The sequence below is a fragment of the Tritonibacter mobilis F1926 genome, assembly GCF_000376545.2.
Taxonomy (GTDB): Bacteria; Pseudomonadota; Alphaproteobacteria; order Rhodobacterales; family Rhodobacteraceae; genus Epibacterium; species Epibacterium mobile.
The window spans coordinates 216,055-241,942 of the sequence record NZ_CP015231.1 but is presented as its reverse complement, the minus strand read 5'-3'; the positions used below and the strand labels follow the sequence as shown (position 1 = coordinate 241,942).

The 25,888-nt window shown below is 57.5% G+C and carries 24 protein-coding genes and 1 pseudogene; 3 read left to right on the top strand and 22 right to left on the bottom strand.

Going from position 1 to position 25,888, the window contains the following annotated elements; all coding sequences use genetic code 11:
• Window positions 1-25: 25 nt before the first annotated feature.
• Window positions 26-1,459 carry an amidase gene (locus K529_RS16610; protein ID WP_080929621.1) on the top strand — a complete coding sequence of 478 codons (1,434 nt, stop codon included), beginning with the start codon at window positions 26-28 and terminating at the stop codon, window positions 1,457-1,459.
• Window positions 1,460-1,811: 352 nt separating this feature from the next.
• Here the strand turns inward: K529_RS16610 and K529_RS16605 are convergent.
• From K529_RS16605 to K529_RS16575, 7 genes and pseudogenes are all read right to left on the bottom strand, one after another.
• Window positions 1,812-2,342 (bottom strand): annotated as a pseudogene (locus K529_RS16605) (DsbA family protein).
• A 13-nt stretch (window positions 2,343-2,355) separates the two neighbouring features.
• The gene (locus tag K529_RS16600) at window positions 2,356-2,685 is read right to left on the bottom strand and encodes an NIPSNAP family protein (protein WP_005610925.1); all 330 of its coding nucleotides are present in this window, start codon (window positions 2,683-2,685) and stop codon (window positions 2,356-2,358) included.
• On the bottom strand, window positions 2,675-3,895 hold the full coding sequence (lhgO, locus tag K529_RS16595) for an L-2-hydroxyglutarate oxidase (RefSeq protein ID WP_005610928.1): 1,221 nt from the start codon (window positions 3,893-3,895) through the stop codon (window positions 2,675-2,677). The genes K529_RS16600 and lhgO overlap by 11 nt, the downstream gene beginning before the upstream one ends.
• Window positions 3,896-3,950: 55 nt before the next feature.
• Window positions 3,951-4,868, bottom strand: a complete 918-nt coding sequence (locus K529_RS16590; protein ID WP_005610930.1) for a polysaccharide deacetylase family protein — start codon at window positions 4,866-4,868, stop codon at window positions 3,951-3,953.
• 66 nt (window positions 4,869-4,934) lie between these two features.
• A complete protein-coding gene (locus tag K529_RS16585; RefSeq protein ID WP_005610934.1) occupies window positions 4,935-6,044 on the bottom strand; it encodes an ABC transporter substrate-binding protein in 1,110 nt (369 codons plus the stop codon).
• A gap of 29 nt (window positions 6,045-6,073) precedes the next feature.
• Complete coding sequence (locus K529_RS16580) at window positions 6,074-7,120, bottom strand: ABC transporter permease (protein WP_005610937.1); 1,047 nt, start codon at window positions 7,118-7,120, stop codon at window positions 6,074-6,076.
• Window positions 7,120-8,649: a sugar ABC transporter ATP-binding protein gene (locus K529_RS16575; RefSeq protein ID WP_005610938.1), complete on the bottom strand. Its 1,530-nt coding sequence runs from the start codon at window positions 8,647-8,649 to the stop codon at window positions 7,120-7,122. Before K529_RS16575 ends, K529_RS16580 begins: the two co-directional genes overlap by 1 nt.
• 211 nt (window positions 8,650-8,860) lie before the next feature.
• Between K529_RS16575 and K529_RS16570 the strand changes: the two genes are divergently transcribed.
• On the top strand, window positions 8,861-9,670 hold the full coding sequence (locus tag K529_RS16570; protein WP_005610941.1) for a helix-turn-helix transcriptional regulator: 810 nt from the start codon (window positions 8,861-8,863) through the stop codon (window positions 9,668-9,670).
• On the opposite strand, the gene K529_RS16565 is transcribed toward K529_RS16570, so the two are convergent.
• From K529_RS16565 to K529_RS16505, 13 genes are all read right to left on the bottom strand, one after another.
• Entirely contained in the window at window positions 9,667-10,608 is a 942-nt protein-coding gene (locus K529_RS16565; protein WP_005610943.1) for a DMT family transporter, read from the bottom strand. The genes K529_RS16570 and K529_RS16565 overlap by 4 nt on opposite strands.
• Complete coding sequence (locus K529_RS16560) at window positions 10,608-11,636, bottom strand: zinc-binding alcohol dehydrogenase family protein (RefSeq protein ID WP_005610947.1); 1,029 nt, start codon at window positions 11,634-11,636, stop codon at window positions 10,608-10,610. Before K529_RS16560 ends, K529_RS16565 begins: the two co-directional genes overlap by 1 nt.
• A gap of 11 nt (window positions 11,637-11,647) precedes the next feature.
• Window positions 11,648-12,184 (bottom strand): YbhB/YbcL family Raf kinase inhibitor-like protein, encoded by a 537-nt coding sequence (locus K529_RS16555; RefSeq protein ID WP_005610950.1) that lies wholly within the window; start codon window positions 12,182-12,184, stop codon window positions 11,648-11,650.
• A gap of 121 nt (window positions 12,185-12,305) precedes the next feature.
• The gene (locus K529_RS16550; protein ID WP_005610953.1) at window positions 12,306-13,205 is read right to left on the bottom strand and encodes a LysR family transcriptional regulator; all 900 of its coding nucleotides are present in this window, start codon (window positions 13,203-13,205) and stop codon (window positions 12,306-12,308) included.
• Window positions 13,206-13,339: 134 nt separating this feature from the next.
• The gene (locus tag K529_RS16545) at window positions 13,340-14,464 is read right to left on the bottom strand and encodes an L-dopachrome tautomerase-related protein (protein ID WP_005610955.1); all 1,125 of its coding nucleotides are present in this window, start codon (window positions 14,462-14,464) and stop codon (window positions 13,340-13,342) included.
• 20 nt (window positions 14,465-14,484) lie between these two features.
• Window positions 14,485-16,878 (bottom strand): transketolase, encoded by a 2,394-nt coding sequence (locus K529_RS16540; protein WP_005610957.1) that lies wholly within the window; start codon window positions 16,876-16,878, stop codon window positions 14,485-14,487.
• Window positions 16,879-17,079: 201 nt separating this feature from the next.
• The gene (locus tag K529_RS16535) at window positions 17,080-18,963 is read right to left on the bottom strand and encodes a prolyl oligopeptidase family serine peptidase (protein WP_005610959.1); all 1,884 of its coding nucleotides are present in this window, start codon (window positions 18,961-18,963) and stop codon (window positions 17,080-17,082) included.
• A gap of 35 nt (window positions 18,964-18,998) precedes the next feature.
• A complete protein-coding gene (locus tag K529_RS16530; RefSeq protein WP_157859744.1) occupies window positions 18,999-19,208 on the bottom strand; it encodes a DUF3955 domain-containing protein in 210 nt (69 codons plus the stop codon).
• A gap of 84 nt (window positions 19,209-19,292) precedes the next feature.
• Entirely contained in the window at window positions 19,293-19,859 is a 567-nt protein-coding gene (locus tag K529_RS16525) for a nucleotidyltransferase domain-containing protein (protein ID WP_005610963.1), read from the bottom strand.
• A gap of 502 nt (window positions 19,860-20,361) precedes the next feature.
• On the bottom strand, window positions 20,362-21,462 hold the full coding sequence (locus K529_RS16520; protein ID WP_005610965.1) for an alkene reductase: 1,101 nt from the start codon (window positions 21,460-21,462) through the stop codon (window positions 20,362-20,364).
• 49 nt (window positions 21,463-21,511) lie between these two features.
• Window positions 21,512-22,690, bottom strand: coding sequence for an MFS transporter (locus K529_RS16515; protein WP_005610967.1), 1,179 nt, complete (start codon window positions 22,688-22,690; stop codon window positions 21,512-21,514).
• Window positions 22,691-22,704: 14 nt separating this feature from the next.
• The gene (locus K529_RS16510; RefSeq protein ID WP_040641366.1) at window positions 22,705-23,376 is read right to left on the bottom strand and encodes an SDR family oxidoreductase; all 672 of its coding nucleotides are present in this window, start codon (window positions 23,374-23,376) and stop codon (window positions 22,705-22,707) included.
• Window positions 23,369-23,764 (bottom strand): VOC family protein, encoded by a 396-nt coding sequence (locus K529_RS16505; RefSeq protein WP_005610970.1) that lies wholly within the window; start codon window positions 23,762-23,764, stop codon window positions 23,369-23,371. The genes K529_RS16510 and K529_RS16505 overlap by 8 nt, the downstream gene beginning before the upstream one ends.
• 93 nt (window positions 23,765-23,857) lie before the next feature.
• Between K529_RS16505 and K529_RS16500 the strand changes: the two genes are divergently transcribed.
• Window positions 23,858-24,757, top strand: coding sequence for a LysR family transcriptional regulator (locus K529_RS16500; protein ID WP_005610972.1), 900 nt, complete (start codon window positions 23,858-23,860; stop codon window positions 24,755-24,757).
• Here the strand turns inward: K529_RS16500 and K529_RS16495 are convergent.
• Together K529_RS16495 and K529_RS16490 are read right to left on the bottom strand one after the other, a co-directional pair.
• Window positions 24,754-25,470, bottom strand: coding sequence for a GntR family transcriptional regulator (locus tag K529_RS16495; protein WP_005610973.1), 717 nt, complete (start codon window positions 25,468-25,470; stop codon window positions 24,754-24,756). The genes K529_RS16500 and K529_RS16495 overlap by 4 nt on opposite strands.
• On the bottom strand, window positions 25,467-25,799 hold the full coding sequence (locus K529_RS16490; protein ID WP_005610975.1) for an NIPSNAP family protein: 333 nt from the start codon (window positions 25,797-25,799) through the stop codon (window positions 25,467-25,469). Before K529_RS16490 ends, K529_RS16495 begins: the two co-directional genes overlap by 4 nt.
• Window positions 25,800-25,888 lie beyond the last annotated feature (89 nt).

Sequence of the window (25,888 nt, the reverse complement as noted above, 5' to 3'; positions counted from 1 at the left end):
TTTATCAATCTTGAAAGCGCGAACGATGACGTTGACCAACGACGAATTCCAGGCGTGTGACATGACCGATCTGGCGCGGCTGATCCGGGAAAAGCAGATCTCCGAACAGGAGCTGCAGGATCTGGTGCTCCGCCGTATCGAGGTGGTCAACCCGGCAATAAATGCTGTTGTCGCCATCTATGACACGCCGTCTTCAGAAATACCGGGCGACGGGCCATTCGCCGGGGTCCCCTTCTTTATCAAGGATCTTTACGCCCATGTAGAGGGGCAGGTCACCACCGGAGCCTGCAAGGCGCTGGCGCAAAATGTCGTGGATCACGATTCCGAAATTGTCCGGCGATATCGTCGCGCAGGTCTGCGCATTCTGGGGCGTAGCAATACTTGTGAATTTGGGACTCTAGGTACATGTGAACCCGTCATGCATGGCGCGACGCGCAACCCCTGGTCCCTTGATCACTCTTCCGGAGGGTCCAGCGGCGGGGCCGGTGCTTTGGTCGCAGCCCGCATACTTCCGGCGGCGCATGGCGGCGACGGTGCCGGCTCCATCCGAATTCCTGCATCATGTTGCGGGGTGTTTGGGCTGAAACCCACGCGCGGTCGCAATTCATTGGGGCCCGATCTCGGCGAAGGGCTGTCGGGGATTGTAGCAGAACATGTGCTAAGCCTGTCAGTGCGAGACAGCGCGACCCTTCTGGACGTCACTGCCGGTGCTGCCTTGGGCGATCCCTACACCGCACCCCCTCCAGCGGAAACTTTTTTGGCTGCCAGCATGCGCGGTACAGGACCCCTGAAAATCGGCATTCGTCGTCAGACCGGACTGGGCACCGAGACAGATGTTGATTGCGTTGCGGCGGTGGATGATGCCGCGCAACTCTTGCGCAACCTTGGGCACGACGTCGTAGAAACCGAAATTTCTCTACCAATCGAGGAATTCCGGACCCGTTATGCGCGGCTTTGGGCGCTGGCAGGAACGCGCGGCATCCTGTCGGCAGCTACGGCCACTGGGCGGCAGGCTGACGCCGTGGCGGCGGAAAGCGAGCCGTTCAACCAGCACCTCTACGAGCACGGCTGCAAAATTTCTGCCGCGCAATACCTTCAGGATCACGCGTGGTTTCATGCACGATCACGCGAGATTTGTCGGCATGACGCTGACTTCGACTTCGTGTTGTCCCCGACTTTGGGCACACCACCTCCGAAGCTTGGCTATTTCGACGCAGCCCAAGTGAACGGCGATGTGGTAATGGAGCGCTTCTTCGAGTTTCTAGGCTTCACGCTGATTGCCAACCTAACCGGCCAGCCCTCTGCTAGTCTTCCCACTTTTTTCAATCGTTCAGGTCTACCAATCGGCGTACAGCTTACCGCAGGCTTCGGCCAAGAGGGCCGACTGCTCGCGCTCTGCCGAGAGATTGAACAAGCCCGCCCGTGGATGCAGATGATTCCGAAAATGGTACGTAGCTAGCGCGGCGAAGGCATCATCGGTGAGGAGGTAACATGCCACTGCAAAATTAAGTCTCAAACGTCATGGTCGGTTCGTCCTGTGTCGGCGTGGCGATGAGCTGACGGTGCGATCGTCGTATTATCGCGCGTGACTGAATATCTATTTCGCTGACCGAACGCTTTGAGGTTCAGTTGACCTCCAGCGGGGCTGCATTGATACATTTAGGTAGCTGTGAAGGATCGGCCTACTGATGCTGTTGGCAAAAAGGCCGACGCTCAGATTGGTTTATCGATACCTAACCTATCCGAACTGGTGATTATAAACACTTGCATGAGTCCTGTTTGCAAGCTTACCGCGTAGTGACTTCTCGCACTCATCTTGAGACGGGATCGCCGCTGCTCAGCTGAGGGCGTATCATACAATCGATCATGAACGTCGGGGAGACATGGATTCCATTCTGAAGCGCATACTTGCAATGCCATTTAACCTCGCGATCAAGATCAGGCATGTTAAAAGCCTTGGCCAACTCCACACCGGACAGATCTTCGAGACGGGAGATGATGTCACGCGGCGTGACGTCCGGGTTGGGCCCGCGGCAATGATCCTCAAACTCCAAGGTGTCACGGTGCGTCGCCACAGCCTACATCACGCGCCGCGCGGCCTCCTTGCCCCGTTCCAGCGTTGAGGCTGCAATGATACAGCGGGTGACAACTCCAGAATACATATGCCAGGACTGAGATTGCAGTCGCAGCTTGACGGTAATCCGATCTTCTCCGACCTCTGCCAGCAACTCATCGAACTCGCCAAATGCCCGCACGGAAAACGGGCAGGTTGGCTCAAGAAACATCTCGAACACGCGGGGGCCGTGGCCCCAATGAAGCTGATCAGCGCGCCATTGAGTCATGGGAGGCATCCTTTCATTCCTGGTGCGGGGGTGTCCACAAGGCGGCAGGTCGTAGAAGCGTGTTGCGCTGTTCCGTCTGATAGCCAAGTCCGGCACCGCGCGTGCGGTATTCAAACCAATCGGGATCATCGTAGAGCGCGGCGCGACGGGCTTGCCGATCGGCCGCGTCGCGGTACTGCCATAGATGCACATAGGCATTCACATCGCCGGTTTCGACGCTACCATAGAATAGCGGGTCACCCAGAGGGCGACGTTGTGCGTTAAAACCAAGTTCGGAATAGAGGCCCAGCTGCTTACCAATTGTACCGGGACGGCAGCGGCAGGTGCGGAGATCATAGAGCATTGGCGGGGTCCTTGAGTTCAAACAGGCGCGCAGCCTCGTTGCGAATATGTTCGGCAATGGGGATGGCCGAGGTGGCTGCGGGTGAGGGGGCGTTGCAAATATGGATGGTGCGGGCAGTATTGCGGATCAGAAAGTCATGCAGCAATGTGCCATCACGCATCACCGCTTGCGCCCGTATACCCGACGGGTGCGGTTGCAGGTCGCTCAGTTCGAGCGACGGACAATACCGCTGACAGGCCCGAAGGTAGCGGCGGCGGAAGGTGGAATTGGCCATTTCGGTCAGGCCGGAGGACAGGTTTGCTCCAAGCGTGCGCCAGAAGCCGGGAAAGCGGGCCATCGCGGTCAGATCGCGTGGTGAGACCCCCAGTTTACCATATTTCTCGCGTGCCAGGCTGAGCACGGCATTGGGACCGACAGTGACATAGCCGCCGATCATTCGCGTCAGGTGTATGCCGAGAAAGGGCAGGTCGGGGTCGGGCACCGGGTAGATTAGGTGATTGACGATCTCATCGTGGCGCGCGGCAAGGCGATAGTATTCCCCTTTAAACGGGACAATCGCGAAGTCGTCGGCGAGCCCACACATACCCGCCAGCCGGTCTGCATTTAGCCCGGAGCAGGCAATCAGGCGGCGGGTCTTCAGGCGCTGCCCGTCGGCCAAGCTCAGGGTCACCTCATTGGGGCTTTCCACGATACCGGTCACGTCGGCCTCATGGGTTATTTCACCCCCGGCGGCGGTGAACAGCTCGGCCATCTTGCGCACCATGGCCCCATAGTCGGCAATGCCGGTAGCGGGGCTGAGCAGGCCGACCCGGCCCGCGATATTCGGTTCGATCTCGCGCAGTTCGGCGCCCGAGACTGGGCGGACGTTGAGCCCGTTTTTCCGGGCACGGTCAGTCAGTGTGGCTAGCCTCTCCTCTTCCAGAGGCGAGGTCGCAACCAGCAGTTTGCCGCATTGCGTGAAGGGCACTTGATATTCCGTGCAGAACCGAACGGTCGCCTCCAACCCACGGCGGCAGAACTCTGCCTTCAGGCTTCCGGGGGCATAGTAGATACCGGCGTGGATTACCCCGCTGTTGCGCCCGGTCTGGTGCAACGCAAGTGCCTGTTCTTTTTCCAGCACACGGATGGCCAGGCCAGGCCAGGCGCGTTGGATTTCGAGAGCTGTTGCGATGCCGACGATGCCGCCGCCGATGATTGTGATATCGGTCATGTCATGATTTCCAGCGGTGGCCGGGCATGCAGCAGGCACACGCCCGGCGCGGCGATCAGGTGATCGGGTTGATCTTCTGATCACCATTTTTGCGTTCCCACTCCGCCCATTCATCGTGCGGGTTGGGATCGCGAATAATGCTCGGCTCGGACAGGGCAAAATCGGCGATATCGTCTTTACGCATCACCACCACACCCTGGTGTTTGAGCGCGTATTCCAGGAACCGGTCCAGCGATTTTACCCGGTAGGGGCGGCCTTGCACGCGGTCATGGGTGGAGATTGCCATCATCCGACGGCGATGCCCAGCTTCTTCATAAAGCTGATCGAACTCGTCCTTGAGCTGGCGTTCGTATTCCGTCGTCGTGAACTTGTAGCCCTCGAACTGGATGATGTCGTTTAGCGTCACCGAATAGGGCACCACTGCGAAATCTTTGTTGCGAACAGGGATCACGAAGGGTTCATCCCGGCTGACATCGTCGATATGATACTTGAATCCCTCGTCCTGAAGGATCTTCAGCGTGTTGATCGTGCCACGCATTGCAGCACCGTTGTAGCCCACCGGCGCAACGCCGGTAGCGCGCTTGATCGAGGCAACATTGTCGGCAATGAAGCGGCGCTCTTCCGCCTCTTGCAGGTCGACTTGCATGATCCAGTCCCGCCCATGTGCAGCGGCTTCGTGGCCGCGCTCGACAATCTCTTTTGCAACCTCCGGGCTGCGATCCACCGCGCTGCCGACCATGTGCGAGGTGACCTTGACGCCGTGCTTGTCCCACAGGTCCAGCATCCGCTGGATGCCTTCGACATGGCCGTAACGATACCAGCTTTTTGTCGGGAAGTCGGGATAGGCCGGGTCCATGTCGATGAAGCCGGAGAAGGGGCCGCCGGGTCCATAAGGGGCCTCGCCGCCCGCCTCAAATTGCATTGAGATCGAGATGACAAGCCGGGCGTCGTTGGGCCAGTAGGTTTTGGTCATGTGTTCGCTCCTATTCAAAAACTAGGGGAAACAGCGCAGCCTATCGGCTGCGCCGTCCGGATTGGATCAATTCACGCCCCAAATGCCGCGATATATGTCGCGATATCCGTTGCCGGGGTCATAGGAGAGGTCGGCGCCGCCATCCTCCTGAATGTTGTCCGGCGTGAAGAGGTGAACCGGCACAACGAAACCGCTGTCGGGTTCACCGGCCAGGGCGCGGTTCATCTCATCCACGGCCTGCCAGCCATGCAGGCTCAGGGGTTCGGCCACGGTGGCATACTGGTAGAAATTCTGCTGGATGCGCTGGAAGGCGGCCTCGGATCCATCTCCGGCCGAAATGTTGCGCGGCTTGCCGCCCTGGGGTTTTCCGGCTGAGATCAGCGCCGGAGCCATGAAATCGTAGGGCAGGTCGTTGATGGTCAGCGAATAGGTCCAGTCGTCGCCATAGCGCTGCAGCAGCGCATTGGTCAGCGGCGGCATCCGAGTGCTGGCCTCGGCAAGTGGCGTGTCCTCAACCGACAGGATCTGGCAGCCCTCACAGGCTTTGACGACCTCGGCCATGGCATCGGATTTGGCAATCGCGATCTCATAGACGCTGTCAGTAAAGATCACCACGCCTGCCGTACCGTTGCTGTCTGCCACGGCCAGCGATGCGGCAGCACGGGAGATCTCAAGCGGGTCTGTGGTGATATTGGTAAAAATCGGATGTTTGTCCGATGGGCCAGTCGAGGCGGTGGAATGCCAGCCCACGACCTTGATACCTGCAGCATCGGCCTGGCGGATGGCTTCGGCCTGTTCGTTGGCATCCACAGTACCGAGGATGATGCCGTCGGGTTGCAGGGCGATGGCTTGTTGCATGGCCGAGGACCGACCAGAGACGCTACCTTGACCGTCGATCACGCGCATATCCCAGCCGATGGCAGCTGCGGCTTCTTTGACGCCTTCGCTGACGCCCAGAGCGCCTCCATTGCGTTGGTCGGCTGAGACATAGACGATTGTCTTGCCGGTCTGTGCCTTAGGTCCAGTGGTGGGGCCGGTCCAGGGCGGGTTGGGCTTGGCAGCTTCGGCGACAAAGGCCTTGGCGTCGCTGACCGCATCGGCGGCGGCCGAAAGACCGGCAAGTGCGGTACTGGCCAGCAGGGCTGTGGCGAGCAGGGGCTTCAGTGTGATGGTCATGCGTTCTCTCCTCCTTGGAACGGGTGAATTCACTTGTTGTCGGATGGCTTGCGCGCGTGCCTAACCGAGCTGCGCTTGCGCTGCGCATATCCCGCAATGCCGATGGCGATAAGCAGCATGGTCCCGTTGAAAAGCGGTTCGACATAGAAGGCGCCGCCAAGTTGCTGGATACCCGAGATGCCCACCGCGAGGATGATGACGCCGATCAAGGTGCCCCAGACATTGACGCGGCCCGGTTTGATCGTCGTTGAGCCCAGAAAAGCTCCGACCAGCGCTGGTAGCAGGAACTCAAGGCCAACGCTGGCCTGTCCGATCCGCAGTTTTGCTGCCAGAACCACCCCGGCGATCGCTCCGACCAGGCCCGAGGCAATAAACGCGCCGATCACGAAACGCCGTGTGCGAATACCGTTTAATTCGGCGGCACGAGGGTTGGCACCGATGGCATAGAGGTTGCGTCCAATCGGCAGATAGTCGGTAACCACCCAGAGGACCACCGCGATGGCCAGTACGTAAAAGGCGGCAATTGGGAGGCCGAAAAGGGTTGTGGTATATATACCTGTAAAGGCATCGGGCAGCGCTCCGATGACCTGCCGACCACCGGTATACCAAAGTGCCAGCGCATAGATCACAGTGCCTGTGCCGAGCGTCGCGATGAAACTGTCAATCTTTGCCACCTCAACGAGCAACCCGTTGAGCGCGCCTAGAAGACAGCCGCCCAGCAGGACAATCAGCACTGCAACGGACCAAGGAAGGCCGTAGTCGGTTTGCAGACTGATGGCCAGCACATGCCAGATGACGATACCATAGCCGACCGTCAGGTCGATCCGGCCCGTCATCATCGGGATCATCGCCGCCAGCGAAAGTAACGCGATGACGGATTTTTCCCCCAGGATCGCCCGCAGGTTCAGCAAGGTCGGAAAGGTCTTGGGCAGGATCAGTGAAAACAAGATGATCAGCAGAACGGTCAGGATCGGCAAGCCGTAGACGGGAAGCAACCTGATCAGGCGGGCGCCGAAAGACAGCCCTTCGAGTTCGGACTTGGTCGGCTCCAGCGCGTTGGATTCAAGAGATTGCATCAGTTTCCCTCCTGACGGGCCGTCTCCATCGAGGCGGCATTCAACAATGTTTTGATCGAGATGTTCCGCTGGCTCAGTTCGGCCACGATACGGCCGTCATGAAAGACGCAGGCGCGGTGGCTCAGGGCCGCGACTTCTTCGAAATCGGTGGAAATGAGCAGCACAGCCAGACCTTCCTTCAGGGTGCGGACCAGCAGGGCGTAGATATCGGCCTTGGAACCGACATCGACCCCGGCGGTCGGATCCTCGAGGATCAGCACCTGTCCGCCCACGCTCATCCAGCGAGCCATGACGATTTTTTGCTGGTTGCCGCCGGAAAGGGTTTCGATGGGGGCAAAGGGGTCGTTTGGACGAATATCGAAGGTCTGGCCGATGCGGCGCGCCTCGACAGCCTCGTCTTCGGGTGTGCGGAACGACCCCAATCCACGCCCTGTCAGGCCGGGGTTGAGAAACAGGTTTTCTTGGATGGTTAGTCCCTGTGCCACGGATTCGGCGTTGCGATCACCCGCCACCATACAGATGCCCTGCCGAATGGCATCCTGCGGATGTGTGGCATGAAAGCCTTTGCCGTCGGCCAAACGAATCTCGCCTGACTGCACCGGGTTGCGCCCGAAAAGCGCGTGACCGACTGCATCCTGGCCAGCGCCGCGTAGCCCGACAAGCCCCAGAATCTCCCCACGTCGCAATTCGAAACTGACTGGGCCAACATCTTCGGTCTGAACCCGGTCCAGTTTCAATACGCAAGGGGCGTCTTCAGGCGGGTCCGTATGGACAAAGACGTCTTCCAGATCGCGGCCGATGATCAATTGGATCAGGCTGTCGGGATCGAGCTTGCCGATCGGTTCGTCCCCGACGAGGAAGCCGTCACGCAGAACCACTACGCGATCGGCAATGGCAAAGACCTCATCAAGCCGATGCGAGACATAGATCATCGCCACTCCGTTGTCACGCAGGCGGCAGAGTACGTCATGCAACATCTCGACGTCCGACTGGGGCAACGACGCAGTGGGTTCGTCCAGCACCAAGAGTGTGGCCTTGCGCGCTAGGGCTCGGGCGATGGCGACCAGCGATTTCTCAGTCCGGGTCAGATCCTGCACCCGCATGTCTGGATTAATGGCTTCGGACACCTCGGCCAATGCTTGGAGTGCGTTCTCGCGTGCTTTCCTCCAGTCGATCAGGCCAAACCGCACCGGGTAGCTGTTTTGCATCAGATTGATGTTTTCGGCCACGGTCATCCATTCGATGAGGCCAAGGTCCTGATGAATAAAGGCGATGCCGGTATGGTTATCGCGGGGATCAAAAAGATTGTCCTTGAACCTAAAGCTGCCTTCATCGCTTGTGTAGACACCGGCCAACATTTTGATAAGTGTCGATTTCCCGGCGCCGTTTTCGCCAAGCAGGGCAACGATTTCGCCGGCATTCACCGCAAAACTCACCTCGCTGACGGCCTGCGTTCCACCAAAGCGTTTGCTCACGCCCGCCACGGACAATACCGCTGCGTTCGCAGAATCTGCGTTATCCAGTGCCATATTGTGTAACTCCTCCCATCATACCATCGTAAGGCATGGCCTGTGATCGACGATATTAGACAACATTGCCCTGACCGGTCACGGACTGCATTCGATAAACGGACTAATTGCTTTGATAATCGGACATGAGACGTATTACCTTTTGGTGGTGACCATCAGTTTGTGTAGGAAATCAGAAACCGCTTTTGAAACGAACGCACGGAGGAGTGGAATGGAACGCGCACAAATCAATGGGGCCTTTTCGGTAACAAACGAAATGACCAGCCATACCCTGTGTTTTGGAACCAAGCGCTTCGACTTCATGACCGAAGCTGAGAACGGTGGTCAGCTTGTGCGCTGCCGGACTGGTGAGCTTGAACTGTTCGGCCATGCTGGTGAATGGGTGATCCCACCCGATCATATGGTTTATATTCCCGAGGGTCGGATGTTTCGTCTTCGCGCACGAACGCCAGCGTCTGGTCTGGTCATCAAATTCTGTCGCCGGGAGGTAGCTTGGACACATGACGGTTGCTGGGTTGGTCCGGTGCGGGAGTTTGCAGCGAACATGATGGACTACGGTTTGAAATGGGGGGCGGATACCAGCTCGGGAAACCGCCAGGCACGCGCGTTTTTCACCACGCTTGGTGGCATGTTGCCGGAGTGGTTCAAGCATGAACGCATCATGTGGACGCCTTATGCCAATACCTCTGCACTTCAAAAAGCGATCGATTACACGCGGCGAAAGGGTCCCTCGGCCTCACTTTCGGAGGTGGCCGAACATGCGGGCATGTCGGAACGGACCCTGCGCCGTCACATGCAATCGGAGCTGGGGCAAAGCTGGCGCGAGTTCATTCGCGAAATGCGGATGAACCGAGCGATGGAGATGCTGCGCCGAGAGCGGCGCTCGATTACGGAAACGGCCTTTGAAGTTGGATTTTCGTCGAGTTCGGCTTTTTCTGTTGCGTTTCAGGAATATGTGGGGCGGACACCATCGGCTTATGCAAGGTCGTTCCAGGGCGGGTCTGCACCGGCGCGGCACTAGGAACGGGTACGCGTTCCGGGCATTGCGCCCAGGACCAGTGCAATCAACATCACGCCGCCGCCAATTATCGTGGCGACGTTCACGGGTTCACTCAAGACCAAAGTTGCCGAGATGAACCCGATAAGCGGTGTTCCGGTGCTGATCAGGGCGACGCTATCTGTCGTCAGACTGCGGCCAGCCGCAATCATGAACCCAAATCCCGCTCCGCTGGCCAAAGGGCCGATGAACAGAAGCAGGGCAAGGGAGGTTGGTGTCAAAGACTGCCACTCCAAGGGACCCTCAATAATACAGGCAACCGGAAGAAGGACCAGTCCGGTGACCAGCATCTGCCAGAACAGCGCGTCGCGCACACTACCGTGCCACTCGTGTCGGTTTACAAGTCGCATGGCGATTGCCCAAAGGGCCGCGGCAATCAAGATAAGAAAAAGTGCGCCCCATACACCGGGCTGTCCCGAAGAAAGCACAATGGTTGCGCAACCTGCGGCGGATAGCATTGCGGTTGCCTTGCGTTTCAATCCGATTGAGGTATCGCCAAAAGCCATGTCGATCAGGATGAGCCAGACAGGTGTCGTATAAATCAGAATGCTGGCCGTTCCCGCCGGAACAAACGTCAACGCAAAGGTCACCAGACCCATCATGCCTACAAACTGCAAGGCCGCGACACCCAATATGACTGGCAGGTCTCCTAGTGTCAGGATCGGCAGACGGCGCCTGCCGAGGCCGATCAGGACAGCAACGACGGGAGCACTCAGCAGAAAGCGAAGGCTGACCATCCAGAAGGGTGAATAGTGGTCTAGCCCGAGTTTCATTACAGGCCAGTTCAAGCCAAGCAACAGAACCGACAAGCCGAGCATGACGAAGGCGCGCGTTGGTCGAGGGGTGATGGAGGCCGGAGGGTCTGAGCACCGGCCTCCGTCTTTTTTTGTGGCGTCTGACATCAGAACCCTTCCAGCACGATCTTGCCCTTTGCAGTGCCAGCTTCGATTGCGGCATGGGCTTGGCGCATGTTCGCAGCATTGATCGGCGTGAGGATCTCGCTCACCGTGGTGCGAATGTGGCCCTCGTCGATTTCATCAGCCACAAAATTCAGCAGCTTGTGTTGTCCGATCATGTCTGGTGTCTGATGCATGGCGCGAGCAAACATGAACTCCCAATGCAGGGCTGCAGCTTTCATCTTCATGCCGTCCATCGGCATGGGCAGATCAGTGTCATCAATTGTCACGATCCCGCCCTGAGGGCGGATCAATTCGACGGATGCTTCCCAGTGACGCATGTCGTTGAAGATCGCGATGTGATCGACATTCTGGAACCCAAGAGCGCGGGTTTGTGCGACAATGTCCTCGCGGTGGTTGACCGTATGATCCGCGCCCAGTTCCTTAACCCAGCCAATCGTCTCGGGGCGCGAAGCTGAAGCGATCACGGTCAGACCGGCGCGCTTGGCCAGCTGGATGGCAATCGAGCCGACACCGCCAGCGCCACCGATCATCAGGATCGACTGACCGGCATCCGCGCCGTCACGGTCGATGCCGAGACGGTCGAACATGGCTTCATAGGCGGTGATCGTGGTCAGGGGCAGGGCGGCCGCTTCGGCGTGACTAAGGGTTGTCGGTTTGCGCCCGACAATCCGTTCATCAACCAACTGGTATTGCTGGTTGGTGCCGGGACGAGTGATATCGCCTGCGTAGAAGACCGCATCGCCGGGTTTGAAAAGCGTCACATCCGGGCCGACGGCGCTGACGATCCCGGACGCATCCCAACCCAGCACGCGCGGGCGGTCTTCGATCTTGTCTTTCGGGGCGCGTACCTTTGTGTCGACAGGGTTCACGGCAATTGCCTTCACCTCGACCAAAAGGTCATGCCCGGTGGGGGCAGCAACGGGCAGATCAGTGTCGATGAAAGCGTCGGGCTCTGTGATTGGCAGATAGCGGGTCAGGGCAACGGCCTTGGTTCTCGTGATGGCGTTCATAATGTGTCTCCTTATTCGCTGCGGGGGCCCGCCAGAACGGAAACAGTGGCCTGAGCGATGCTGTGTTGGTAGATAAAGAAGCCGGTAAGTGCTGCGGTAGCACCTTCGGGTGCCTCAAGGTGATCGGTATCGAGCGCATGCACCGTGAACGTATAGCTGTGCTGACGGCCAATGGGGGGACAGGGCCCGAAAAAACCCGGTTGGCCCAGATCGGTGTTGCCTTCGATGGTGCCTTCGGGTAACGCATCTGCCGCGATGCCGGTTACATCTGCCGGAATGTCGTAGGCAACCCAGTGCCAGAAGCCACTGCCCGTAGGTGCGTCCTGATCATAAAAGGTCACCGCGAAGCTTTTTGCTTCTTGGGGCGCGTCAACCCAGTTCAGTGCCGGGCGCAGGTTTTCACCGGTGCATCCGAAGTTGTTCCAGAATTGCGCGGCCGAAATTGGTTGGTCGGCCGTCAGATCCGGGCTGGTTACGCGGAACTCGGCGGAGGCCTGTGTGCCAATCAAGGCTATCAGGGTCATCGGCAACAGGGTGGGTAGACGCATCAATTTGAACCTTCTCGTTATGCAACGGATTGCCGTCGCGTACTGTCAAGAAGGTAGGTAATTTGTCAGCAATGGATAATATCATGATTTTCGAAAAGATATTTTGCCTCATACGAATAATCTAGCCACGGTTCAGCGCAGTCTTGAATTTCTCTTCGAAGAACTCGATGAAAGCACGGGCCCGAAGCGGCATGACCCGGGTGGGAGGGCGTACAGCCCAAATCTGCCATTCTGGCAGAGCGGTGTAGTCTGGCAAGATAGGCACCAGCCGTCCCGTCACAAGATGCTCCGAAATGTCCCAAACTGATTTCAATCCAATTCCGAGATCCTGCAACAAAGCGTCCGTGATAGCTTCTCCAAAATTAGTCGTGAACGATCCCGCAACCCTGATATCGGTAATATTGCCTGATCCATCCGCAAGGCTCCAGTTCCGGCTTTCTCCCAACACGATACAGCTATGATTCTTCAGATCACCGGGTGAGTTCGGAATGCCTGCCCGTTCCAGATAGCCGGGTGACGCGACCAGCATTCTACGGTTGGGACTCAACTTGCGCGCCAGAAGAGATGAAGGCACCAGCGACCCGATGCGGATTGCCAGATCATACCCGCGTTCTACGATATCGGTCATGGAGTCATTGAGGTCGAGTTTGAGCGAAATATCCGGGTAAAGGCGCAAAAACTCTCCAACATGCGGCACGATCTGGCTGCGGCCAAAAGAGGCGGACGCGGTCACGCGCAGTTCTCCGGTCACATGTTGTTGCGATGAGGACATGGATGCTTGGGCGCTTTCAACGCAATCGAGGATCTGTTGCGCGTGAGACAGAAAGGTCTCTCCGTCGGTTGTCAGCGAAATGGCGCGGGTCGTTCGGTTGAGAAGCTTCGTTCCCAACGCGGATTCCAGCGCCTGAATGCGTTGTGTTGTGGCTGTCGGAGAAAGGTTCATTTCCTCTCCCGCTCGCCCCAGGGCGCCAAGTGCTGCAACGCGGACAAACAATTCCAGCGATTTCAGATCAAAAGACATATCCCGCTTATCCAACTCTTTGGCTTGATGCTTGTCTAGACAGGAAACTGACGGGGCCGCATATTACACTAGTTGAGTTCAGGCCTACCGAAGACTGCGCGCCGATTGCTCGGCACGCAGATTAGTAAATGCAATCAGTGACCAAGACGCCCGGGGGCTTCGGGCCGGAACCGGTAAATCAGATAAGGGGGTTCGTTCAGCGCCATGCCGTTGTTGAACAGGGCCGCCCGGGAGATTTGAGCTGCAGAAACATACATGAAACCGTCGGGGCCATTGCTGACACCATCGGGCCAGGATAGTCCTTCGGCTTCGGCGTAGCGCCGGTATTGCCGTGTATCTGCGGGGATGATGCCAACGGCATTGGATTCCACTTCGGTCAGGTAAAGGTTCCCAGCCTCGTCGATCGACAGCCCGCCGTTATTGGGCTTGTCTGCATAGCGTTCGACACGTTGCCCTAATTCGTCGGCGGAGAGGTCTTCATCCAGCAGGTCGCTGAATTTCACCCGGTAGATCGCGGATCCGTTGAGCGGGCCGTAGTAAAGCCATTCAAAATCCTTGTCCGCCGCAATGCCATCTGCGCCCACTTGGATGGCCACTTGACCGCCATTGCCGTCCGCGATCGTCAGCGCCTTTCCATCAACGACGATGGGAACATCTTCGGGCAAGGTTGAGACATGGCCTTGCAAAAGGCGGCGGGTAGCTCCGGTAACCATGTCAACTGTCACCAGTGCCGCCGTGGTGCCGTCGCCACCCGGGCCGATGCCTTCATCAGCAATCACGAACACACCATGCGTGTGATCGACGACAAGATCGTTGTGTTGGCTTTCGGGCAGCGATGCAGGTGCGGGAATATAGTAAATCCGTTCAAGCCTGTTTTCGGACGTATTCCAGCCGACGATCTTCGGTGTCAGACCATTGCGCTGCCCCATGTCCAGAATCCAGACGATGCCGTTTTCGTCGCCGCGCAAGCCCAGCACGCTGTCGAAATAGCCGTCGGTACCATCGCGGGGTGTGTTCCATTCCAGATTTGGAAAGGGCGAATATGATGTGTGATCTGCATTCAGTTCCGCCACGCGTATATCGGGCCCAAAGAATGGGTGATGACTATAGATCACGCGGTTATCGGGCGTGAACGTCACGTTCCCAACAGATTCGGGCAGTTCGGCAAAAACTTCGGCGGTCTTGTCTGCGTCAGCTTGTGCTGGCTGCGAGCCAAGGCATGTCAGCCCTAGGGCTAGGGTTGTCAGAATGCGTTTCATGGTTTCCTCCTAGTGGTGCTTCAGGCGATGCGTGACAGTCTGAACGGCCGGCCCCCGCAAGCGACCTCGGCCGCGCGCAGAATGGCGGCGCTGTCTATCCGGTGAGCGCGATAGAGGTCTGCAATTGTTCCGGTCTGTCCGAAATGCTCGACGCCCAGCGGGCGAACGCGTTGCCCCAGTACCGAGCCCAGCCAGGACAGCGCCAGCGGGTGCCCATCGGTGACCGTGACGATATCCACATCGCGACTGACGTTGGAAAGCAGCTGCTCGATATGGGACTGAGCCTCCATATGCCCCAGCGCGCGGGCGCGGTCGGCGGCATGCCAGCCAGCGTTCAACCGATCCGCCGATGTCACCGCAAGCACGCCAACATCGCGTTGATCCTGGGCAATGGCCCCTGCTGCTTTTATCGCTTCGGGGGCCACGACACCGGTATAGGCAATAACCAGGCGACAGGAAGGCCCAGGTTCGCGCAGCCAATAGGCCCCGTTGATGACGTCGCGCTTTTGCGTCTCGCTCAGGTTTCGATCAGGCTGTTCTAGCTTGTTGGTCGAAAGTCGTAGATAGACCGCGCCACCGGTCTCATCCCTAAGCCAGTCGACCGGATCAGGAGAGGTTTCGCCGTCGCGTTGCACATAGTCGAATGACCATTCCATGATTGCAGCTAGTTCGTCGACATAGGCCGGCTCGAAACTGGCCAGCCCGTCCTGACTGATCCCGATCAGCGGCGTTCCAATGGATTGGTGGGCACCACCCTCGGGTGCAAGGGTAATACCGGACGGCGTGGCGGCGACGATGAAGCGGGAATCCTGATAACAGGCATAGTTCAACGCGTCCTTGCCACGCTCGATAAAGGGGTCGTACAGCGTTCCAACAGGGATGAGCCGTTCGCCAAAGAGCGCATGAGACAGCCCCGCTGCCCCCAGAAGGGTAAAGAGATTCATTTCAGCAATACCAAGCTCGATATGTCGGCCTTCGGGCGATGCCGCCCATTTCTGCATCGACGGGATGCCTTCATCCCGGAAACGGTCCTCTTTCGGGGCTTTCGCGAAAATGCCCGTGCGGTTGACCCATCCCGCCAGCCCAGTCGACGTGGCAACATCCGGGGCCATTGTCACGACGCGCTGTGACAGATCCGATGTGCCCCTTGCAATGTCGTCGAGGATCTTGCCGAAGGCCTCTTGCGTCGACATATGGCCGCGCGTGGCAGGTACGGGCAAGGCCGGGACAGAAATCTGCTCGGCCGTGTAGCGGCGTAAGCCTTTGGCGACGAAGGGTGCGCTGTCAAGCAGGCGTTGATACTCCACTCTGGAAGCGGGCAACCCCTCGAATGGCTCCCATTCGTGACCGAGTTTGATGGCATGATCTTCGCGCAAAGCGTCCATCTGGGTGCCGTTCAATTGGCCGGAATGATTATCCTTGTGGCCCGCAAGCGGGAGCCCGTACCCCTTGACGGTATAAAGCAGGAAACAGACCGGCCGATCATGGTCGATCCCTTGCAGAGTATCCAACAAAGAACCCATGTCGTGCCCGCCGAGATTGGCCATCAAAGCGGCCAGCTCATCGTCGCTGCGCGCTTCTATCAGGCGGGTAAACGCCCCCTGGTCCCCAAGGTCATCCATAAGCCTTGCACGCCATGCGGCACCGCCTTTGAAGGTCAGCGCTGCAAAATCCTGATTGGGGCAGGCATCGATCCATGCACGCAGCTTCTCGCCTCCGGGCTCTGCGAAGGCGGCCTTGAGCAGTTGGCCGTATTTCAGTTCGATAACCTCCCAGCCGAGCGAGGTAAAAAGGTCACGATACAGGACATTTTGCGCATCCTGTGTAACCGCATCAAGGCTCTGGCGGTTGTAGTCGATGAACCACCAGCAATTGCGCAGATTGTACTTTTTCCCCTCAAGCAGCGCCTCATAGAGGTTGCCCTCGTCCAGCTCCGCATCGCCAAGGATGGAGATCATCCGACCCGGCGTTCCCTTGTTCCAATTCTTCGCCGCAAGATAATCCTGAATCATGGAGGCAAAGACCGTGATCGCGCCGCCAAGCCCGACTGATCCGGTCGAGAAATCCACATCATCGGCGTCCTTGGTGCGCGACGGATAGGATTGCGCACCGCCAAACCCGCGGAAGTTCTCAAGGTTCTCGCGGGTCTGCCGCCCCAACAGGTACTGCCAAGCGTGAAAGATCGGGGCAGCATGAGGTTTGACCGCAACCCGGTCTTCGGGGCGCAACAGGACTCCGTAGAGTACTGCCATCAATGTGGACAGGGATGCGCTTGATGCCTGATGTCCACCGACCTTCAGGTCATCCGTTTTCAGGCGGATTGCATTGGCGTTGTGCACTGTCCAGGTCGACAACCACAATGCCTTGCGCTCCAAATCCTCAAGAAGGTGAAGGTCGGATCTCGGGAAAGTCATAAGCCCACTCTCTTGATAGCGTCGTTAATCAGGAAACGCTAGCAAGGAGTCGATCCAGGACCATCAGGTCACACCCAAAATCATAGTTTGGGCACAGCAAAGAATGCCGTTGCCCATCTCGTGCGAACTCCCGCCTTGATCCTTCAGGGCAACTTGAAGCGGTCCGCCAAAAAACTGGCTTACAGCTATTGGCCGAACGCTTTATTGCGACAACTCCCTGAAAAACTCAATCATTCGCTGCTGTGACATGTGGTTGTCGTTCGGGGACGCGAAGCCGTGACCTGCTTCGTACTCGAAATAGCGGACGTCCGCGCCCCGCGCCGTGAGGGCTTCAACGATCTCGCGGGATTGCTCTACGGGTACACGCGGGTCGTGTATGCCCTGATGAATTTGAAGAGGCGTCTTGATCCGGTCCACCGCATAAAGCGGAGACATAGCCCTGGCCCGTTCCGGATCGTCGGCAGGATCAAATCCTATTTCCTTGAGGAAATAGCGCGTCACCCCGGCGGGCAGTCCAGCAACGAAACTTTCGATGTCAGAGATCCCAAACAGATCAACGGCACCATCAAAGGCGTCGGGGTATTGGGTGATGGTGGACAAAACCGAAAAGCCGCCGAAGGATCCGCCCATGATAAACCGTGGCCGGTCCGCGATATAGTCCAATTCCGCTGCATGGTCGGCAACGGCAAGGAGATCCCGAATATGGGCACCGCCCCAGTCGCCATCATCCATATCCGCGTAATCCTGACCAAACCCACTTGACCCACGCACATTGGGCAGAACCGCGACAAAGCCCGCATTCACAACCGCCTGACGCGCTGCTGAATAGGTCGGGTCGACATGGTCTTCGGGCCCGCCATGTACATAAAGCACCATCGGAAGCGGATTGTCGGTTGAGGCCTGCGCTGGCTTGAGGATATGTGTCGGAATTTTCGTCCCGTCGAAGCTTTCGAAGAGGACACTTTCGTAGTTGGCGAATGCGCTATCGGGCAAGCCCGACGCATCGGTGTCCAGCAAAAGATGTGTTCCGGCGTCGTCCTTTCCGTAGAAAATCGGTGGGCTGCCGTCCTCGACGGAAAAAACAATCGGCAAAGCGGCGGCTTTCGGGATGGATACACCCGACAGCATCGTTCCGCCCGGAGCCAACTGCATTTCCGTCCAGCCGCCTTCTGCATCGCGTTTGAAAAGCCCTGTGCGCGGCTGAAGTGCATCGCGCCACGACACCAGCAACAAGCCGGCACGATTGATGACAAACCCGTTCAGCCGACCTTCGATCGGCAGCGAAACTGGCTCAATCTCGCCGCCCGGCACCCACTGCCACGCCCGGGCAGTTCCGCCGTCACGGGTTGAGGTGAAATAGACAAACCCGTCGTGAAAGAACGCTCCAGACGCATTGGCATCTTCTTCCGCAAACCAATCAACGGCACCGGTTTCCAGATCAAAAAGACCAAGATGCCGGAGCTCGTTCGAGATATACTTTGAGAGCAACAGAGATTGCCCGTCCGGTGAGAGGTCAAGACAGTTCAGCGCGGCCTGCGGTTCGCTATAGATTGTCTCTGCATCGCCTGTTTCCGTATCCACGCGGACGATTTCGCGCTCGCCCCAGATCGCGCTGCCGCGTGCGGAATAGATTGCGTTGCCATCCGGCGCGTAGGTGCAGGGCATGTCGAGCATACCTTCCGGGGTGACCACCTGAAACCGTTCATGTTCAAGATCAACGATATGAAGCTTCCAGCGTTCATCACCAACCTGGTCGAACGTGAAAGCCAGTTGTGTGTCGTCTGGGGCGACCTGAAGTGGTCCGACATTGCCGGGCAATGCGCCGAAAACTTCGGTCGGTTCCCCGCCGGACGCCGGGATCCGAACAATGTGCCAGGGCGTACCTGGTGCCGCATGCACCGCATAAACAGAACTTCCGTCCTGGCTCATGGTAATTGCATCGATCTGATGGATATACTCGTAAGCTTCGGTGTCGAGAAGAACGCTCTGTTCAGCCTGCACTGACCCAGCCAGCAATGGCAGGGCGAACGTCGCGACTAGCGCGGGCGCAAAGAGGGGTCGTTTTCGTATCATGGCGGGAAACATTTTCTTTCAAAGAAGTTTCAGATGGGATCGCTGCATTATATTTTATGGGCCAGCATCCGTTTCACTGTGCCGATAGCGAACAGAAGAATACCTGCAATCAGGAGAAGAAAACCCAGCGGCAAAAAGAAACTTTCTTGCAGGACGCCGTTTTCGTCGAGATCGCCGTAGAACAGCCGTTCCAGAAGCAGGAAAACAAGACCTGCAATGGCTCCAATCAAGCCGGTCAGTTGTAGTTTGGTAAGCATGTGGGATGCCTCCTTCCGAGTGTTTTTTGGCGCATAGATCGAACGGTGCTTGCGCATCGCATTTCCTCTGGTCGCATGGCGCGATCATACCTGCCTTTGGATTTCCCCGGCCAGTTTCAACAAATATCCTTTTGCAAGGTCGCTATTTCCGCGGCTCAGCCATTTGATGCAATCAAACAGCTCCCAGATCAGACCGTCATCGCCTGACGTATAGACCGGAAAGTCCGCGTGTTGTGGCGGTGCTTCGTCTGTCAGTCTTCCTGCAACAATGTTGCCCTTATCCATCAATACGACATGCGGGTGAGCCAGCGGAAAGATGGTTTGCGTATCAATGCAATGGATTTCCGCGCTGGTCAGATCGGTGAAGATATATTTCTTGAAAGAGGCCTGATCATTTTCACCTTCCAGCCGATAGAAGATGTCCTTGTCCGCCTCAAATGTTTCAAAGCAATGCGATGCCCGCATGTGAAACCCATCCTGGGTAAACACCACGAGGTCTGCATCTGAAACACGATCCCCCGCACCTTTGGCAAGCGAACCCAGCAAGACGATTGCCACGACTTCCGGGTTATCCGCAAAGGCCGCGTATGCAGATTGGACGAGTTTCTCCTGATGCTGTAGGTGTGACAGATCAAGCTTTTCAGCATTCATTGTTGTGACCTAACAAATTGTACAACCAGATAGGGCAGTTATACCAAGCTTTGGTGAGTATCGTTGCATTTATGTGATGGATGCCGCAGCGGCCTTGCCCAAACCGGTGGTCGATATGTTTTCAGGGCTCGTCACGTGACGCACAGATCAGTTCACCCAACACGCTCAGTCGTCTATGCACAAGGTTTCCCCATTTCAACGGTGACAAAGACCAATTTGTTCTCTCCGGTATTGGTCAGGTCGTGGACAAAGGTCTTGTCAGGTGACAGATCGGGAAAGTGCAGCCTCTGGCCATTGGTAGATGTGACATTCTCGATGCGGCCATCCCTGTAGCAGGAACTGGTTTGCCCATCGGTCAGAACCGTTCAGGTGTCGGGCCGGTTATGCCGACGGGCGAGACGCAAGTGTCAGATCCTCATGCCCCCGGTTTCGGGAACCAGTTCGGTCCCGATCCGATCGTTGCCCAGGGCGCGTTCAATCTCGCTTTTGGAAAGGGGGCGGCTCATGCCGCCACCTCATAGTTTCCGTAGGTGGTATAGCCGTTGTGATCGCCACCAAAGAGCGTATCTCCGTCGAACTCGGCCAGCGGCAGGTCGTCGGCATAGCGGCGCGGCAGGTCCGGATTGGCGATGAAGGGGCGTCCAAAGGCCACCACATCAGCCAGGCCTTCGGCTAGAATGGCACCGGCCTTTTCCTTGTCATAGCCGCCCGCAACGATGATCGCACCGTGGAAAACCTCACGCAGAGCTTCACGGAACCTACGCGGTGTTTCCGGCGCGTCGTCCCAGTCGGCTTCCGCGATATGGATGTATGCAATCCCGATCCGCCCAAGTTCCCTAGCCATCGCTAGGATTGTATCCGGCGCTTCAGGGTCGTCCATCCCACGCTGGGTGATGAAGGGCGAGATGCGGATACCGACGCGATCCGCACCGATCTCGGCAGCCACGGCCTCGACAGCCTCGACCGCGAAACGAATGCGGTTTTCAACGCTGCCGCCGTATACGTCCGTACGCTTGTTCGAGCTTGCGCGCAGGAACTCGTCGATCAGATAACCGTTGGCTGCGTGGATCTCGACCCCGTCGAAGCCAGCCTCCTTGGCGTTGCGGGCCGCCTGTGCATAATCGGCAATGACGCCTGCGATTTCATCTGTTTCCAGCGCGCGCGGTGTCGGGCATTCCACCATGCCGCCTTCACCCGTTTCGGGATCCACGACCCAGACGGTTGAATCCGGGGCAATCGCCGAGGGTGCGACGGGCTGACCATCTTCATGGAACATCGCGTGGCTCATCCGGCCGACATGCCAAAGCTGGTTGACGATGCGTCCGCCTGCCTGATGTACAGCATCGGTCACCTTGCGCCAGCCTGCAACCTGTTCCTGCGAGTGAATACCCGGGGTGAAAGAGTATCCCTGACCCTGTTGGGTGATCTGAGTGGCTTCGGTGATGATCAGCCCCGCATTGGCACGTTGGGCATAGTATTCAGCCATCATCGCATTGGGGATGTTGCCGGGCTGGTCGGTGCGGCAGCGCGTCATCGGGGCAAGTGCGATGCGCGATGGCAGATCAAAGGGACCGACTTTGGCTGTATCAAAAAGAGTGGTCATTGTTCTATCCTTTATGGAGAAGTTAAGCCTGAACGACAGTTTCGTTGGCTCAGGCTTTGTGTTGTGCGCCCAAGCGGGGTTTGCGTTCCTGCGTTATGATGAACAGCACACCGAGGATCGGAACCACAGCTGCTGCAAAGGGAATTGCCGTTGCGCCCAGCGTGCTGTCGACGACGGCAGCGCCGATGATTCCGCCAAGCGCATTGGCGATATTGTAGGCAGAGATATTGGCCGTCGCAGCGAGCTCGGGCGCTTTTGTGCCGAACTTCATCACCCGCATCTGCATCGCGGGTACATTGGCAAAGCTCATCACGCCAAAGAGGAAAGCAGCGACGACAAAGGGCCATTTGGAAGGTGCGGTAATACCAACCACGACAAGGGAGGCGATCATCGCGATGGGCCAGCCGATCAGGGACAGGCGCAGATTGGCGTCTGCGGTCCGGCCACCCAAAGTGTTGCCCAGCACCAGCCCCAATCCGACGATGACCAGAACCCACGTCACATCAGCGCGCGGAAATCCGGCGACCTGCTCGGCCACGGGGGCGATGTAGCCATAGAACCCCATGAATCCTGTCCAAGCCAAAACGGTAAAGGTGAGGCTCGCAAGCAGGTTGCGGTCGGCAAATACACCAATCTGGTCCCGAATGGATGTTACCTCTTCACGACCCTGACGCGGAATTGCGGACAGGATGGCGAGTGAGGCGACCACGCCCAGAACCGCCACAATCAGAAAGGTGGTGTTCCAGCCAAAGTTATTGCCGACCCAGGCACCGCCGGGCACACCCAGCACGTTGGCAAGAGTCAGGCCGGCAAACATCTGCCCGACGGCCCGGCCTTCCATATCCCTGGAAACGAGGCGCGTAGCAACGACGGCCCCAATGCCATAGAAGGGGCCCTGAGTCAGACCGGCAATGATGCGGCTGATCAAAAGCGTGGCATAGTCACCGGCAAAGGCGGACATGATGTTGCCTGCGATGAACAGGCCCATCAAGCCGAGCAATACGTTGCGTTTGTCGAACCGCGCAAGCCAGAGCGTCAGGATCGGACCACCGATCACAATCGCCATTGCATAAGCGGTAATGAGTTGCCCGGCCTGGCCTTCGGTGATGCCCAAATCCTCGGCGACTTGGGTGAGCAGGCCTGCGATTACGAATTCCGCGGTGCCGATGGCAAAGGCGGAAAGAGTGAGGATCCAGACCTGTAAGGGGAGATTTGATCCGGTAGACATTGGAATATTCCTGTTCAGTTGATCAACGCACCGCCGTCGATGTCGATCACGGCGCCGGTAACGGAGGGGGTTTCGATGGCAAAGAGATGACCTGCTGCCACGTCCTGCGGTTGGGCCACGCGACCGGCGGGCAAGCGGGACGCTGCCCCGTCAAGCATCTGCTTGCGCGCACCGGCTTCCATGTTCGCATAGGCCTCGGTATCGGTCAGGCCCGGGCTGACAACATTGACGCGGATCGGGGCAAGCTCCTTGGCGAGGATCTTGGTGCTGGCTTCAAGAGCAGCGTTGATCGCCGTCTTAATGAATGTCCCGGGGACAGTGCGGCGGGCCAAAAATCCGCTGGTGAACGTGATCGTGCCGCCCTCACGTAGGTTCGGGGCTACAGCTTGAGCCGCGCGGATGCTGCCCCAGAATTTTATGTCGAAGGCTGCGCGCGCGGCGTCAAGATCGAGGGATGCAATGGCTCCGCCCGGCGCTTGTGAACCTGCGGTGAAGACAAGATGGTCGACCGGGCCTTGGTCAGCGATCCAACTGGTCAGAGCGGCGCCGTCTGAAACATCAAGTCCTGTCGCGCGACTGGCGCGCACGACTTCGGCCCCGCGTGAAGCCAGGGCATCTGCCACGGCAGCGCCGATACCCGACGTACCGCCGATCACGATGGCTTTCTTTCCGATCATGTTAGTCATTTTCATCTCCTGGGAGGGGGGTGGTTTCGCGGAACACGGCTTCGATGAGCTGTCCGCAAGGTGCATGGAAAAATAGACGCCGCTCGTTCAATTCGGGCAGGTCCATAGTTGAATACCGGATGCCTTTTTCATCGAGGCTCCTGCGAAAGGGGGTATAGCCGGTGAGGCGAAATCCGACGTGGTCCCAGGCTTCGGGGCTTGCGTTGGGACCCAGCCCACGCGAACCGATCAAATGGACAATTGGGTCGTCGCCGGCATAGAGCCAGTGGCCCGGAATCCGCTGGATGACCTTGGGGCGCGGCTTTTCTTCAAGTCCGAATACATCGATAAAAAAGTCTCGCGTGCCAGCGAGGTTTCGGGTGCGAATGGTCACATGGTCAAGTTGCATCGTGCTGGTCCTTCGGTTGTCAACAAATTGCCTCTTGCGGTGCATCAATAGAATTGAGTAATTTTCGAAATAATACTTCGGGAATCGCGAACAATGATACTGGACAATCTTTCGCTCTTTCTGCGTATCGTCGAAAAGGGCGGGCTAGCGGCTGGTGGACGTGAGATGGGGTTGTCGCCAGCAACGGTGTCGGAACGCGTTGCCGCGCTCGAGGCACATTACGGCGCACGGCTATTGAACCGGACAACACGCTCTATCAGTCTGACGGAAGAAGGGCGCGAATTGGTTGATGGCGCGCAGCGTTTGCTGGCAGAATCGGACGAATTGGAAGCGCGCATCCGGCTTGGGGTTGAACGCATTGCCGGCCCAGTCCGGGTGAGTGCGCCGTCCGATCTGGGGCGCAATCGGTTGGCCCAGATCATCGACAAGTTTCTTGAAGAAAATCCTGAAGTTACAGTCGATCTGCATCTGAGTGATGGCTTTGTCGACGTCTCCGCAGCGGGTTTCGATCTGGCAATACGTTATGGCGATTTGGCAGACAGTAGTTTGGTCGTCCGGCGTTTGGCCGACAATTCGCGGATCGTTTGCGCCGCTCCGTCCTATCTTGAGCGGTCTGGAACGCCAGTGCATCCCATCGACCTAGAAAGCCATAATTGCCTTCTCATGAGGTTTGGATCGGATGTGGACCGTGCTTGGCCCTTTGCAATTGATGGTGGGAGGCAAATGGTCACGGTGCGGGGAGACCGGATTGCCAATGACGGCGACCTGATACGACGCTGGGCTTTGGAAGGGCGTGGAGTTATGCGCAAATCGCAATGGGATGTGCATCAGGATATTTGTGCAGGGCGGCTCATCCCGCTTTTGCGAGAATTTGAAGTTGCTCCTATCTCCCTGCAGGCCGTCATGCCGGCAGGGCGCACGCAACCGCGCCGAGTTCGGGCGTTACTTGCTTCCATTGTGTCGAATTTTAGCACAGCTCCAAAACTTACCTAATTGGCCTTTCCCGTTGCGGCGCTCCGGTTTGACACATGGGTCATTCTGTTCAGGGTCTCCACCCTGTGTGAGGTGAAGATTTGGCGCAATCTCTTTTCGTCTCCGTCGGAAATTGCATTAATCATCTCCACATGTTCAGCGTTAGAGCTTTTCATAGCATTGCCGATCGTCAAACTATTCACGACGTGGGAGGCGAGTTGCCCCATCAGGTTACGATATGTTCGTGCCAGGTGATCGTTTCCAGCCATGCCGAGTAGCGTGTCGTGAAACGCCTGGTTGTGCTGGGCATAGTGACCTGTGTCGTTCGCTTGGATTGCTTTATCCATGTCGGCGACCTGGCGTTTCAGGTTCTTCAAACCTTCTTCCCAGGAACGAGTGGCGTTTTTTGACATCAAAAGAGCAGCTAATCCATTATCGAGAATGGCGCGCATCTCAAAAACGCACTCGACTTCATATTGATCTAGGACCTTTACAAACCAGCCCTTGTTTTTCTTCTGTTCGAGGAGGCCCTGGCCTTCGAGCGCGCGGAGTGCCTCGCGCACAGGTCCGCGGCTGATGCGAAATTTACTTGTAAGCTCTTGCTCAGTTACGTGATCCCCACCTCGCCTCAGGCCAGAGATAATCTCGTCCTCAATTTTTGAGCGCACCAGTGAAGCGATGCTTGTACCGCGCAAAAGCTCCAGATCAGTGGCAAGAGACGTGGTTTCTGTCATTCGTGTTCTTCTTCATCGTTGAGCAGGCAAAACTCCTGTGACTTGAGTATCCGGTTTTTTTGACTGATTTGAAGGGAATTTACCTTTCGGTAGTGAATCCAGTCCGGATCCGATTCCATGGCAGCACGTCGGCAATCGCGATCCGCATGTGAGTCGTAGCGGCGCAGCTGGATGACAAGGTTCAAGTCTCCGATCTCGGATACGAAATATCCGATCGGCCTGCCCAGATGCTTTGTCTGAACATCGTAGCCCAGTTCCTTGTAGCGCTGCAGGTACTCCCCGAGACGACCCGGTTGGATCTCATAAATTCGCTCTTCGTAAATGGCCATGTCAGCTCCTTTCCTCATGTCCTTGACGCAAGATTACTTGATGGACTATAGAATGTCTATTGTAGATTGTAGGACAATCGTGTGGAGGA